General features: G+C 45.3%; 14 protein-coding genes. 13 read left to right on the top strand and 1 reads right to left on the bottom strand.

The window, feature by feature from the left end; genetic code table 11:
- Window positions 1–102: 102 nt before the first annotated feature.
- Window positions 103–426 carry a tRNA-binding protein gene (locus NITUZ_RS02760; protein ID WP_048195956.1) on the bottom strand — a complete coding sequence of 108 codons (324 nt, stop codon included), beginning with the start codon at window positions 424–426 and terminating at the stop codon, window positions 103–105.
- A 124-nt stretch (window positions 427–550) separates the two neighbouring features.
- Between NITUZ_RS02760 and NITUZ_RS09625 the strand changes: the two genes are divergently transcribed.
- The 13 genes from NITUZ_RS09625 (at window position 551) to NITUZ_RS02695 (ending at window position 13591) form a co-directional block, all read left to right on the top strand.
- Window positions 551–1255: a hypothetical protein gene (locus NITUZ_RS09625; protein ID WP_052370041.1), complete on the top strand. Its 705-nt coding sequence runs from the start codon at window positions 551–553 to the stop codon at window positions 1253–1255.
- Window positions 1256–1302: 47 nt separating this feature from the next.
- Complete coding sequence (locus NITUZ_RS02750) at window positions 1303–1719, top strand: type II toxin-antitoxin system RatA family toxin (protein ID WP_048195075.1); 417 nt, start codon at window positions 1303–1305, stop codon at window positions 1717–1719.
- Between the two features lies 1 nt (window position 1720).
- On the top strand, window positions 1721–2923 hold the full coding sequence (locus NITUZ_RS02745; RefSeq protein WP_048195073.1) for a glycosyltransferase family 2 protein: 1203 nt from the start codon (window positions 1721–1723) through the stop codon (window positions 2921–2923).
- 59 nt (window positions 2924–2982) lie between these two features.
- A complete protein-coding gene (locus NITUZ_RS02740) occupies window positions 2983–4152 on the top strand; it encodes a S1C family serine protease (RefSeq protein WP_048195071.1) in 1170 nt (389 codons plus the stop codon).
- 25 nt (window positions 4153–4177) lie between these two features.
- Window positions 4178–5347 (top strand): 7,8-didemethyl-8-hydroxy-5-deazariboflavin synthase subunit CofG, encoded by a 1170-nt coding sequence (gene cofG, locus NITUZ_RS02735; RefSeq protein ID WP_048195069.1) that lies wholly within the window; start codon window positions 4178–4180, stop codon window positions 5345–5347.
- Window positions 5344–6597 carry a 5-amino-6-(D-ribitylamino)uracil--L-tyrosine 4-hydroxyphenyl transferase CofH gene (cofH, locus tag NITUZ_RS02730; RefSeq protein WP_048195067.1) on the top strand — a complete coding sequence of 418 codons (1254 nt, stop codon included), beginning with the start codon at window positions 5344–5346 and terminating at the stop codon, window positions 6595–6597. The genes cofG and cofH overlap by 4 nt, the downstream gene beginning before the upstream one ends.
- Complete coding sequence (locus tag NITUZ_RS02725) at window positions 6598–7950, top strand: TldD/PmbA family protein (RefSeq protein WP_048195065.1); 1353 nt, start codon at window positions 6598–6600, stop codon at window positions 7948–7950.
- Window positions 7951–8168: 218 nt separating this feature from the next.
- The gene (locus NITUZ_RS02720; RefSeq protein ID WP_048195952.1) at window positions 8169–8513 is read left to right on the top strand and encodes a helix-turn-helix domain-containing protein; all 345 of its coding nucleotides are present in this window, start codon (window positions 8169–8171) and stop codon (window positions 8511–8513) included.
- A 22-nt stretch (window positions 8514–8535) separates the two neighbouring features.
- Window positions 8536–9258, top strand: a complete 723-nt coding sequence (locus tag NITUZ_RS02715) for a proteasome assembly chaperone family protein (protein ID WP_048195063.1) — start codon at window positions 8536–8538, stop codon at window positions 9256–9258.
- A 34-nt stretch (window positions 9259–9292) separates the two neighbouring features.
- Window positions 9293–10306 carry a phosphoribosylformylglycinamidine cyclo-ligase gene (gene purM / locus NITUZ_RS02710; protein WP_048195061.1) on the top strand — a complete coding sequence of 338 codons (1014 nt, stop codon included), beginning with the start codon at window positions 9293–9295 and terminating at the stop codon, window positions 10304–10306.
- Between the two features lie 52 nt (window positions 10307–10358).
- Window positions 10359–11570, top strand: a complete 1212-nt coding sequence (locus NITUZ_RS02705) for a cation:proton antiporter (protein ID WP_048195059.1) — start codon at window positions 10359–10361, stop codon at window positions 11568–11570.
- Between the two features lie 40 nt (window positions 11571–11610).
- Window positions 11611–11976, top strand: a complete 366-nt coding sequence (locus NITUZ_RS02700) for an LIM domain-containing protein (RefSeq protein WP_048195057.1) — start codon at window positions 11611–11613, stop codon at window positions 11974–11976.
- Between the two features lie 43 nt (window positions 11977–12019).
- Window positions 12020–13591 (top strand): elongator complex protein 3, encoded by a 1572-nt coding sequence (locus NITUZ_RS02695; protein WP_048195055.1) that lies wholly within the window; start codon window positions 12020–12022, stop codon window positions 13589–13591.
- Window positions 13592–13594 lie beyond the last annotated feature (3 nt).

Genomic DNA, 13594 nt, shown 5'->3' with positions numbered 1-13594 from the left:
ATCACGACATCTACAAAAGATCAAGACTGAGCTGAGCTTCAGTCCTGTGTGTTGCCGGTAACATGCAGACTCTATACGCAGTTGTAATGCATCAGATATGCGCTATTTTATTTTGGTTCCAGTCGGTACATCAGAGTCAACTGTAAGCCAGTACGGTTTATCGTTAAGGTCAGCTGCAAGAAGCATTGCGTTTGATTCGACACCGCCAACGGTTTTAGGTTCCAGATTGGTTATTGCAATAACCGTCTTACCCACAAGCTCTTCTGGGGTAAAATACTGGGCGCCCCCTATTATCAGCGAGCGACTTTGATCACCAAGATCTATTACTCCTTTGATTATCTTTGTCTTGCCTGGAATCCTTTCTGTGGAGATTATCTTTGCAACACGAATATCCAGCTTTGCAAAGTCATCGTATGTGATGCTCATGCTATCGAAGATTTTTGGCTCGTTAAAATCATTTCCCAGAAACGGCAGTTTGTGAAGGATGTTTAATACCAGATCGACAATATATGCACAATCCATTTATTAAAAATGCCCAAGAATCAAAATCATGGGACAGTTCTTCACGGATGACGTGGACGAGCTAATCAGGCTCGGTCATGGTGATCAAGAGCGACTCAATCGAATAAAAAGCGAATACCAGACAAAAAAGCTTGTCACTCTTGAAGACAGAAGGTACGTTGAGGGCCTAATTGCACGTTACATGAGACCAGCAGCAGAACCGCAGCAAGAAAAACCAAAAGCCAAAGAAGAAAGAATTGTACCACCACCTCCAACCCCGCCAAAACAGCAAGACAGGTTTGAAATAAAACAACAGAAAGCAAAGATGGAAAAACCAATTCCAAAGATTGGTGCAAAAAAGATGCGCAATATTGCCATTAGTGTTGCATCAGTTGCGGTGGCAGTTGTCATAATAGGACTGGTTTCACTAAATCAGGGCGGAATATCACTTGACGGTATTGATGAGCCAAAAAATCTAGAGCTTGATCAAAAATCATACTATCGAGGCGATATAATCTCTATATCTGGAAGAGTGAGTGTCCCAACCAGCGTTGTGAGCCTTGGAATTTTCAACACACAGAACCAGCCAGTATGGACTGAGACTGTAAACGTGGACGAGAACGGAGAGTACTCCACACTTGTAATTGCAGGTGGTGATGGATGGGAGCAGGCCGGAACGTATGCAGTAACGGCAAACTATGTAGGAACACAGGATCAGGCAAACTTTTCGTTCAATCCAACTTCGCAAGACTAGCGCCAGATGCAGTCAAGACTAATATTTTAGATCAAAAAACACACAGCATGACGGAAATTGAGGCTTCAGTGAACATAAGTGCACCGGTAGAGAAAGTATGGCAGATTGTCTCCGACCTTGACGGTGAACCAAAATTCTGGAAGGGCACCAAGTCGGTCAGGAATATATCAAAGGACGGCAACACTATCGTGCGCGAGGTAACCATCGCATTCAAGGATTCAAAGTGCATGCAAAAAGTCACACTTACTCCAAACGAGAAAATATTTGCAGAATTCACGGAGGGAATAATCAAGGGTACAAAGACAGTAATCCTCATCCCACACGGTAACGAAACGGAGCTGAAGGCAGTCTGGGACATCAAGCTCTCAGGCATGATGGGTATGTTCACAGGCATGGTCAAAAAGCACATCAAAAGTGGCACAGAGCAGGCACTTGAGAGCATAAAAAAAGAAATCGAGAAATAAGATGGACTTTGTCGACATTGTCAACTATGTCTTTGTTGCAATCGTAATTGGAATCATACTTGCTTGGGCGTTTCTGCTAAAATCCATGGCAAACTCGTTCAACAAGACACCGTCGCTGGACAAGTTCTCAAATACAATACACAGGATGCCAATGGTATCAGTCATACTTCCTGCAAGAAACGAGGAGGGATTTATCGAAAAATGTCTTGATTCGCTGCTGGAGCAGGATTATGAGAATTATGAGATAATCGCAATAGATGACTCTTCTGAGGATGACACCGGCAAGATAATTTCAGAGTATGCAAAAAAGAATCCAAGAATAGTTCACGTGAGCGCAAGGCCCAAACCAGACGGATGGATGGGAAAGAACTGGGCATGTATGGAAGGATACAAAAAGACGCAAGGCGAGCTTTTGCTTTTTACTGATTCGGATACCACGCACTCACGGAATGTCATATCGCTTGCAGTATCACACCTTCTCTCAGCTGAGCTTGACGCACTGACTGTCATTCCAAAGATGAACTGCCTGGATAGGTGGACAAAGATCACGCTTCCAGTACTTTCCACATTTCTGCACACGCGTTTTTCAGCTTTGCGCGTAAACGATCCGACAAAGAAGACAGGCTACTTTTTTGGCAGTTTTTTTATCATAAGAAAATCAATATATGAAAAAGTCGGAATGCATGAGGGAGTAAAATCCGAGATTATCGAGGACGGGGCACTTGGGAAGAAGGTAAAAGAATCAGGATTCAAGTTGCGTATGGTGCGAGGCGACCACCTAGTTGATGCAGTTTGGGCGCGTGACTGGCCCACATTATGGCATGCCCTAAAAAGACTGATGATTCCGCTATACCTGCAGAATGGTAAAGCTGCAATAGGCGTGTTCTTTGCAGTGCTCTTTTTGCTTTTCATGCCGTATGTGTTTTTGGTATACTCTGCGCTGCTGCTCCAATATTCGAGCTCGTTTGCAACCCTGTTTGCTTCTTCGGCAGTATCAGCTGGCCTTCTTTATGCAGCCGGACTGTATGATGCAAGAGAGCTCAAGATACCGGCAAAATACGCAGTGTGCGGACCACTTGGCAGTCTTGTGATTATTGCAGGCTTTCTTGCCGGCCTTGCTCACGCAAAAAGTAACAGATCCGTCTCATGGCGCGGCAGACAGTATCACATGAGAGATCATGTGCAAAACTCAATCAGCGTGTGAGCCAGATCATATAACATTGGTTAGTAAAGATTATACGGAAACTTGAAGCTTTCAGATTGTTGAGCAAATCAACTGCAATAGTAGGTAGTCTTCTCGGAGTAATAATAGTGCTTATTGCGTACAGCGTTCTGCTAAATCCGCCAAGCCAGATTCCAACAGTTGATGTTATCTCACAGACTACAAAAAACGTCGGAATAGCGCAGAACGCCAATTATGAGTTATCTCTAGTCCAAATTTTTGACAAGTCCGAGGCAGGAGTTGTCCGTATTAACGTGCAGAGACCTGCAGAGGCATCACGCGGTCCGATCGGGATAGGCTCTGGATTCGTCTACGATAAGGAAGGCCACATCATAACAAACGCCCATGTCGTGGACAAGGCAGACAAAGTTACAGTTACGTTTTTGGACGGAAGATCATTTAAGGGAAAAGTGATCGGGCATGATGCGTTTACCGATCTTGCAGTGATTAAAGTCAATGCCAGCTCCGATGCACTACACCCACTTGAGCTTGGAGACTCCTCACAGCTCAGAGTTGGCCAGCCCATAGCGGCAATAGGAAATCCGTTTGGACTTTCAGGCTCGATGACATCAGGTATAGTTAGCGCTCTTGGAAGACTGCTTCCAACGCAGGACCGGGGATTCCAGATACCAGATATCATACAGACGGATGCAGCGATAAACCCAGGCAACTCTGGCGGGCCACTTTTGAACATGCAGGGTCAGGTAGTCGGAATCAATACAGCAATCCAGTCAGAATCGGGCGAATTTTCCGGCGTCGGATTCGCAATACCATCCAACACGGTAAAGAAGATAGTTCCTGGACTTATCCGGGACGGAGGATACCACCATCCATGGGTTGGAATATCCGGAAGAGATATCGATCCTGAACTAGCTGAGATTTTGGGCCTCAAGGATGCAAGAGGATTTCTAATCATCAATGTTCTAGATGACAGTCCGGCGGAAAAGGCTGGTCTGCGCGGCACTACAGAGTCAAAAGACATAGACGGTGTAAGATACCACCTTGGAGGAGACATCATACTTGCAGTAGATGGCAAAACAGTCAGGAAGATAGATGACATACTCATACACCTGCAAAGGGAAAAGACAGTAGGTGATCAGATGGTATTGCAGATTCTAAGAGACGGCAAAGTGACAGATGTGGTGATCACTTTGACTGAAAGGCCCAACTCCAACAGCATCATAAACTCGACCGAGTCCACACAAAGATAAATACGGCATTTCTTGATTACTCACATTGAGCGACCTTGTGCTCGATTCTGAGCCGCTAAACAGAATTGCAGAGGGAAGAAAGGTTACAAAAGAGCACGCATTTGAGATTTTCAATTTAGCAAAAGACAACCCCTCTGAGCTGTACAATGTTGCAGCTTGGATGCGAAATAAACACAAAAAGAAAACAGTCACATTCTCAAAGAAGGCATTCTTCAATCTAGTAAATTTATGCAGAGATACTTGCGGATACTGCACGTACAAGGCAGAACCGGCAAGCTCCAAACTGTCAATGATGAGTAAAAATGAGGTAAGGGAGCTGGCAAGGCTTGCAAGAAAGTACAAGTGCACTGAAGCGCTTTTTGTCACTGGCGAGAGGCCAGAGCAAAAGTATGCTGAGGCACGAAAATGGCTCAAAGACAATGGGTTCTCAAGCACGCCAGAATACCTTGTGCACGCTTCAGAGATAGCGCTCAGTGAAGGGCTGTTCCCGCACACAAATGCCGGAAACCTATCAAAATCAGAGCTTGCTGAGCTGAAAAAGACAAACGTCAGCATGGGTCTCATGCTTGAGAGTGCAAGCCAGAGATTGATGCAGGAGAATATGCCGCACCATCTTGCCCCGAGCAAAAATCCAAAAGAGAGAATAAGCGTACTGAGGAACGCAGGTGAGCTCAAAATACCCATGACCACCGGTATCCTGCTTGGCATAGGAGAGACACCGGAAGAGTCAATCGAGTCGATATTTGCAATAAGTGCACTACACGAACAGTATGGGAACATCCAGGAGATAATACTGCAGAACTTTCAGCCAAAACATGACACAGTCATGAGAAAGATGCCATCTGCGGAGGAAAATTACTTTAAGATCATGGTTGCAATGACACGGGTAATCATGCCGGAAATGAACATACAGATACCGCCTAATCTATCGCCAAGATCATACCAGAGATTTCTTGAAGTAGGCATAAACGACTGGGGCGGAATCTCACCACTGACATCAGATTATGTAAATCCGGAATTTGCATGGCCTGAGATATCTTTCGTTGATAAGAATTGCCGGATGGCAGGATTTGAACTCAAGGCAAGGCTGCCGGTATATCCGGAGTTTATTTCCATGACAGATTCGGGACTACATGAGAAAATCGCACAGGCAACTGACACGGAGGGTCTTGCAAAGACATCGTACTGGAAATGAGCACAATCGACTTGCTGCTAAAAAACGCTGATCCGCTTATTGCTCACACCCTAGATAGGGCACTTGATGAGAAGGAGATATCTGAGGAGGAGGCCGTGCGTCTTTATGAGGCGCAAGGCCTTGACTTTCACCTTGTCGGGATGGTGGCAGACGAGCTTAGAAGAAGGCGGGTCGGCGATACTGTCACATTCGTAGTCAATAGAAACATCAACTTTACAAACGTGTGCATAAAGCAGTGCGGGTTTTGCGCGTTTAGTAGAGACTTTAGAGAAGAGGAAGGATATTTTTTGCCAACCGAGGAGATAGTAAGACGGGCAAAAGAAGCATACAGTCTTGGTGCCACCGAGGTTTGCATACAGGCCGGACTTCCTCCAGACATGGACGCTGGATTGTATGAAAAAATCTGCAGGGCAATCAAGTCAGAAATACCAGACATGCACATACACGGATTCTCCCCTGAAGAAGTGCTGTACGGTGCAACACGTTCACAAGTTTCAATCAAGGAATACCTATCAAGACTAAAGGATGCAGGCGTCAACACGCTTCCTGGTACCGCCGCTGAGATCTTGGATCAGAAGATCAGAGACAAGATCTCACCAGGCAGAATATCAGTTGACGACTGGACCGAGGTGATAAAGACGGCTCACAGACTGGGAATTAATTCCACATCTACCATCATGTTCGGCCACATAGAGACTCGTGAGGACAGAGTAAGGCATATTGCAAAAATTCGCCAAATACAAAAAGAGACTGGCGGATTTACCGAGTTTGTGCCGCTCAATTTCGTCCACACCGAGGCACCAATGTACAGGTACAAGATGCATGAGGGAATTCAAAGTGGCGCAGATGCAAATGATGTGCTACTCACTCATGCGATATCAAGAATAATGCTAAACAACCACATCAACAACATACAGATGTCTTGGGTCAAGGAGGGCCCCAAGATGTCACAAATATTGCTCATGTGGGGGGCAAACGATTTTGGCGGCACCCTGATAAATGAGAGTATCTCAACTTCAGCTGGCTCTCAGCACGGACAGCTTCTCAGGCCGCGCGAGATAAGGCGCATCATACGCGAGGCAGGAAGAATTCCTGCACAACGTACAACCACATACAAGATAATCAAGACATACAACACAGACTCGGAAAGCGACGAGTTAGACAGAGTCGACGATACCAATAGATTCGGCTCGTACTTTGAGTTGGTAAAAATCGACAAATACAGATACAAAAACCCAAGGTCGTCATAGTTGTCAGTCTGCGACGATATCATCGCACGCTCCAGACACCTCAAGGTAGACGAATGCGAAGCTGTCATGTGTTCAAAGAGAGCAATCACAGTAAGAATAACAGACTCGGAGATTACCGAGATAAAGGAAGGACTCTACAATGTTGCATGCGTGCGATTGATCCATGAAAAGAAAATCTCTGCGGCGCAATCCACATCGCCCCATGCTGGCATGGTTGATGATGCACTTGCATCCTCAAGGTATCTTGTGCAAAGGCCGTTCTGGATATCTCTCCCTGAAGACTCTAAATGCCACGCAGTCAAGAACATCAATGATGAAAAGTTATGGGCAGCTGACGCATCATTTGCAGCAGATATTGCTCAAGAGATGATAAATTCTGCTTTACACAGCAGCATTGCAAACATCTCAGGCTCGCTGAACATCGTGTGTGATGAATTTGAGATAATGAATACGCACGGTCTTGAAAGGAAGGAAAAATCTACATACATATCAGGCGTGATAAACTCGGATTCGGACAAAACCAGTATGCCCTCAAGCGGAATAGGTCAATCAAATTCCAGAATGCTGCATGGCTTTGATGCTGCCAGCATAGGTGCAGAAGCATCACAAATGTGCTCAAACTCGCTCAACCCAAAAAGTGCAGAGCAAGAAACGACAAGCGTCATCTTTGAGCCCATGGCAGTAGGTGAAATACTTACATTCGTTCTTTCTCCTAATTTTTCTCTAAAGACGTACTCTGAGAAGCGCAGCTGCTTTTCAGGCAAGATAGGCTCGCACATAGCAACCCAAGAGTTTTCACTATCAGATGAACCGCACGTTGCAAACGGGCTTGGCAGTAAGTCCTTTGATGATGAGGGCATGCCCACCGCAAGAAGACAGTATGTCAGGGAAGGCGTTATGGAATCGACATATTCTGACCTGTATAACGCGTTCAAAGAAAACACAGTAACATCTGGAAACGCTATAAGGCACGGCTCACCGCTTGGCAGGGCAGCAGAGCCAATACCTATTGCCTCGCCGCACAATCTTTCCATAACTGCAGGCAATATGACAAGAGATGAGCTTGTAAGGCAGACCCACAGCGGCATCATAGTAAGCAGACTTTGGTACACTTATGCTGTAAATCCGATCAAAGGCGACTTTTCATGCACCGCAAGGAGCGGCATCTGGAAAATAGAAGGAGGAAGAATCATACATCCACTAAAGCAGGTAAGAATAGTGCACACACTTCCAAAGCTTTTGCAGAGCATCTCTGCAATAGCAAACAATCCTAGGACGGTTCTTTCGTGGGCTGCAAATCCTGTCAGCGCACCTACCATAAGATGTGATGGGATATGCATTGCGCCAACCTAGCAAATTTAATTAGCAGTTTGACAAAATCATCACCATGTGCGAGACATTGGATGAGATTCACGCCATGCAGCTTGCCGCAGTCATAGCAAGAATGCGCAAAGAGGCAAAACGCCAAGAGATTCCAGCCGTGGCCTAATGCATGGTGTAGAAAAGCTGCCCAAAGATCAACAATTTTCCAAGCTAACCTTAATAAGGTAATGTACCGTACCATACAGTACATGAGAGCAAGACTGACATACCTTCCTGTAGAAGTGGCCGACAAGTTCGAGGATTTTATCATATCGCGTGACGAGCAGGTTCTGGATGCAGTAAAGGCACGTGCGCGTGACTTTAGCACTCTCTCGCTGCTAAAGCTTCTCTATCAAGTAAGGTGCGGGCCAATGACATTCTCTGAGCTGTATGCAAGCTCAAAGATCCGCATGAAGAGATCTTTTCTCAACTATCTGCGGCTCTGTACCGATTACGGGTTTGTCGCAAAACAAAATGTGGGATCAAATGTGAGTTATTCTATCACCGACAAGGGCAGAACAATGCTCAACTTATTCATGCAAAAAAGTAATTAATTGCAGAGCAAGTCAGAATAGAGTGAAAAATAATTCTGGCGATCACGTTCATGAGATTGCCAAGACGAGCTTTAAGAGCCCCATAATCTTTGCAGGTTTTGTAGGTCCGGGTCTTGCAGGCCCGCTTTCTGTAGGATACATGATAGAGAGACTGAAGATGAAAGAGATAGGATACCTTCGTTCAAAATATCTGCCGCCGTCCACCGTTTTTATGCAAGGCAGACTAAGACATCCGTTCAGGTTCTACCTAAATGATGACGGAACGATTTGTGCAATAATTTGTGAGATTACCTTGAGGATGGATGGGCTGTATGATATAGCATCTACCATTCTTGATTGGGCCGAAAGCAAGGGAACAAGGGAATTTGTCATACTTGACGGGGTCGCAAGCGATGAGCATGATGAGAGGACTTTTTGCGCAGCAGAGGAGGACCTATGCAGGATAATGCAGGACAAGGGCATAAACATGATATCTCAGGGATTCATCACAGGAATACCTGGAAGCATACTTAACGAATGTCTTGTGCGCAGGATACGCGCAATAACGCTCCTTGTCAAGGCAAACAACACAAACCCCGATCCGCTTGCAGCGGCGACCCTCATAGATTCCATAAACAAAGTATACGGTCTTGACATCGACACTACCGAGCTCAAAAAGGAAAAGGAGCGCATAGGCAAAGAATTCAAGGAACTGTCTGAAAAATACAAAGAACACCGCAAGGTCGACTCTGGGATGTACATGTGACTAGGCTTTTATTATTACACAGACACGTGATAACATGGCATTAACATACAAGTCCTCCGGCGTCGATGTGCAGAAGATAAAGAAAAGCCAGAGCTCAATTGGCAGAATAATTGCAAGCACGCACAGCTTGCAGAAGGTAAGATCAGGTTTTGGTCACTATGCCGGACTGGTAGAGATTCACGGAGGCAAGATGCTTGCAACACACACTGACGGTGTAGGCACCAAGGTCATGATAGCAAACATGATGAAAAAATACGATACCGTAGGAATAGACTGCGTTGCAATGAATGTTAACGATATTATTTGCATAGGGGCAACGCCGCTATCTTTTGTGGACTATATTGCTGCAAACAAAAATAACGAGCGCGTATTCATCCAGATTGCAAAGGGACTTGCAGTAGGTGCAAAAAAGGCTGGCGTGCCTATAGTAGGAGGCGAGACTGCCATAATGCCAGACCTGTTTGGTGAAAAAGAGTTTGCATTCGATCTTGCAGGCATGGTAGCAGGATTGGTTGACAAAAACAAGATAATCTTTGGCAACAATATAACCACGGGGGATGCAATAATAGGAATTGCAAGCAGCGGAATACATTCCAACGGATACACACTTGCAAGAAAGGCATTGCTTGGAAGATATTCCGTAAAAGACAGTGTCAGGGGCATAGGCAGGATAGGCGATGCGCTCCTAAAGCCTACTGAAATATACGTAAAGCCTGTACTTGAAATCATTTCAAGATGCCAAGTGCACGGCCTTGCAAACATCACAGGGGGCGCGTTCACCAAGCTTTTGAGACTAAAAAAGACTGGATTTGTGCTCGATTCTATGCCAGAGCCGCCCAAGATCATGCAGTTAATAGAAGAAATCGGTGTAAAAGAGGAAGAAATGTACAAGACGTTCAATATGGGTGTTGGATTTTGCGTGATTGTCCCAAAAAATCAATCAGAGAAAGTCATCACAATATGCAAAAAGCACAAAATAAAATCATGGCAGGTAGGGAGCATATCAGATAAGAAGGGCGTCTTTGTCCGATCCAAAAAAATCGCCTAGACAATAAAATCATTTTTAATTACCAATATTCATAGGACAGAAGAAGGGGAAAATGGCAGCAGAATCACATTTCATTCAAGTTGTAATCAGCGTTTGCATACTCTTGTTTGCTGCCAAGCTTTTCGCAGAGATATTTGTGAGGCTAAAGCTTCCAATCGTGCTAGGCGAGCTTCTGGCAGGAATGGCAGTAGGCCCGTTTGCAATAGGCTCACTCCTTACAGTAGAGGGCGACTCGCTTGTCAGCCTCAGCCAAGAAGTAAAGATACTTGGCGAGATAGGCGCAATCGTCATCTTGTTTATGGCAGGACTTGAGATGACGCCGCGAGAGTTCATCAAAGGAGGGAAGGCATCATTTACTGTCGGCACACTGGGTGTGGTCGTGCCGTTTTTTGTAGGATTCATAGTTTTCCAGTTTTTCGGATTTGATGCATTTCAGGCAATGCTAGTTGCCACTGCCCTGACTGCCACAAGCATTGCAATATCTGTGCAGGTGTTAAGCGAATTCGGCAAGCTAAAGACTACAGAGGCCCGGCTGATAATTGGTGCTGCAGTAGTTGATGACATACTTGCAATTGCCGTTCTCTCGATCGTAACATCGTTTGGCGGCGCAGCCGACCTATCTATTGATGTAATAGAGATCACATATACAATATTCAAAGTACTTGGCTTCTTTGCGGTAATGGCAGTTGTTGCGATATTTATCATACCAAGAATCGTTGGCTCAAGACTGTGGAAGGCAGGAGGCAGCATAGAAGGCATAGTTACGGCCGCATTCTTTGGTGCCGCAGGAATTGCTGCATCAATAGGTCTTTCCCCAATTCTAGGTTCCTTTGTGGTCGGCATGGCGCTTGCATCCACCAAGGTCTTTGAGAGAGTCGAGCATTACATCAGCAAGCTTGGACTCATCTTTGCCCCACTGTTCTTTGCGATAATAGGAGCGCAGGTAGACTTTAGGGGACTCAACTTTGAGATACTGATGATAGGAGGAGCGATAATTGGCGTGGCAGTTGCAACAAAGCTGCTCGGATGCGGCTTGCCTGCATGGTTGTTCTTAAGAAACGGGGCGCAGGCAAGAAAGGTTGGTGTCGCAATGGTCTCAAGAGGAGAGGTCGGCCTGATCGTAGCAGGTGTTGGAATATCAAGCGGAGTTCTTGCACAGAACGTCTACACCATGATAGTCATCATGGTTGCAGTGACCACGATCATAACGCCCATCTGGCTTAAGATAGAGTACAAAAAAGAAATGAAACAAAACCAGTCATAGACGAAAAATATTAAATTAGACTAACAAAGTCGAGCATTCATTGGCTGAAGATTTTGTGGACATGTGCGCAGTTTGCAAGCAGGGCGTCCCAAGGGTATCAATGGTCTACCAGAAAGGCAAAGTCTTTCACACACAGTGCTTTGCCGATCATGGAAGCTCGTTTCCAGCACCAAACCATGAGCTAAACCACCTTTCGGCCAGGACCCGTGTAGAGCTTGTTCAGCTAAAAAATCTGAAAGCTCGCGATGAGCTTGAAAAACAGGCTGCAAAAGAGAGTGCCAAAGAAAAAAGAAAATCAAAGTCAAAGAAAAAATCAAAGAAAAGACCTGCAAGGAAGCCAAAGACACAAAGGCGGAAAAAGAAGGCCAAGGCAAAATCGGCCAAAAGACGCACAAAAAGACGATGAATTGCTTTGAAGAAATTTAAGGCCTAAAGCACACCGAACCACATTGTACAACCACAGATTTACACAGGCATGCACTGAGATATCGCAGAACCTCCTTTCTATTCATTCACCTACAAAAGGCCAGGTAAAGTCACAGATCAAAAAGGTGTGCACCAAGTATTCGCTTGAGAGAATTCCACGAAACTCTGAAATACTCTCTACTGTGAGCGGTCAGGATTACGCCAAGCTTCAAAGAATACTGCTAAAAAAACCAATCAAGACAGCATCAGGCGTTGCAGTCATAGCTCTGATGCCGATGCCTTATGCATGTCCGCATGGCAGGTGCACATACTGTCCCGGGGGCATAGAGTTCAACTCTCCTAACAGCTATACCGGAAACGAGCCGTCCACAATCAATGCAATAGAGAACAACTATGATGCAAAAAAACAGATCATGACAAAGATTGAAAAACTCGTATCTTACGGTCACGATCCTGCAAAGATGGAGCTTGTCATAGTAGGCGGAACGTTTCTATTCATGCCCCAACAGTATCAGCGAAACTTCATAAAATCATGCTACGATGCGCTAAACGGATTTGATTCTGATACACTTGAGGAAGCTAAAACTGCAAACGAGACAGCTAAGATAAGAAATGTCGGCTTTACAATAGAGACAAAGCCGGACTATTGTAAAAAAGAACATGTCGATATGATGTTAGAGTATGGGGTCACCAGGGTGGAAATAGGAGTGCAGAGCCTGCAGGAGAAAATATACAAGATTGTCAACCGCGGCCACACATACTCTGATGTCACAGAATCATTCCAGGTCTCAAAGGACTCTGGATACAAGATTGTTGCACACATGATGCCAGGCCTGCCTACCGTGAGCCCGGAAGACGACATTGCCGACTTTAAGAAACTGTTTGAAGATAAGGATCTCAAACCAGACATGCTCAAGATTTATCCATCTCTTGTACTGCAGAATACTCCACTGTATGAGCAGTTTCTGCAGGGCAAATACAAGCCGTACTCTGATGATCAGATGATACGCGTGCTCTCCGAGGTGAAAAAGATGGTGCCAAGGTGGGTCAGAATAATGAGAGTGCAACGCGAGATATCATCGTCTGAGATAGTGGCAGGACCAAGATCAGGAAACCTAAGACAGATTGTACACCAAAACCTCAGAAAACAAGGTGCATCATGCAGATGTATAAGATGTAGGGAGGTTGGGCTTTTGAGCGGTCCGCAAAAGGAGCTGAAAATCAACAGGATTGATTATATCTCATCTGGCGGCGATGAAGTATTCTTATCTTATGATGATTCCGATGATAAAATATACGGGTTTTTGAGGCTGCGAAATGTCTGCAACCCACACCGAAACGAGATTCCCAAAAGGTCGTGCATAGTTCGAGAGCTGCACGTGTATGGAAGATCACTTAAGATAGGCGAGCACGAGGACGGACAGGTGCAGCACTCTGGTCTTGGAAGAAACCTGATGAGTGAGGCAGAAAAAATATCAAAAGAAGAGTTTGATGCAAAGAAGATCCTGGTAATCTCAGCCGTGGGCACAAGGGAATACTACAGGAAGATGGGCTACCATATGGATGGTCCTTATATGGCAAAATTGCTGGTGTAAAAT

The organism is Candidatus Nitrosotenuis uzonensis (genome assembly GCF_000723185.1).
GTDB lineage: Archaea > Thermoproteota > Nitrososphaeria > Nitrososphaerales > Nitrosopumilaceae > Nitrosotenuis > Nitrosotenuis uzonensis.
The sequence above is the reverse complement of the archived record's forward strand: the minus strand, read 5'-3'. Positions and strand labels throughout refer to the sequence as shown.

What these genes read in the sequence shown, in the direction of transcription:
- NITUZ_RS02760 (WP_048195956.1), bottom strand. Translation starts at nt 426, where the DNA reads ATGAGCATCACATACGATGACTTTGCAAAGCTGGATATTCGTGTTGCA.
- NITUZ_RS09625 (WP_052370041.1), top strand. Translation starts at nt 551, where the DNA reads ATGGGACAGTTCTTCACGGATGACGTGGACGAGCTAATCAGGCTCGGT.
- NITUZ_RS02750 (WP_048195075.1), top strand. Translation starts at nt 1,303, where the DNA reads ATGACGGAAATTGAGGCTTCAGTGAACATAAGTGCACCGGTAGAGAAA.
- NITUZ_RS02745 (WP_048195073.1), top strand. Translation starts at nt 1,721, where the DNA reads ATGGACTTTGTCGACATTGTCAACTATGTCTTTGTTGCAATCGTAATT.
- cofH (WP_048195067.1), top strand. Translation starts at nt 5,344, where the DNA reads ATGAGCACAATCGACTTGCTGCTAAAAAACGCTGATCCGCTTATTGCT.
- NITUZ_RS02720 (WP_048195952.1), top strand. Translation starts at nt 8,169, where the DNA reads ATGAGAGCAAGACTGACATACCTTCCTGTAGAAGTGGCCGACAAGTTC.
- purM (WP_048195061.1), top strand. Translation starts at nt 9,293, where the DNA reads ATGGCATTAACATACAAGTCCTCCGGCGTCGATGTGCAGAAGATAAAG.
- NITUZ_RS02705 (WP_048195059.1), top strand. Translation starts at nt 10,359, where the DNA reads ATGGCAGCAGAATCACATTTCATTCAAGTTGTAATCAGCGTTTGCATA.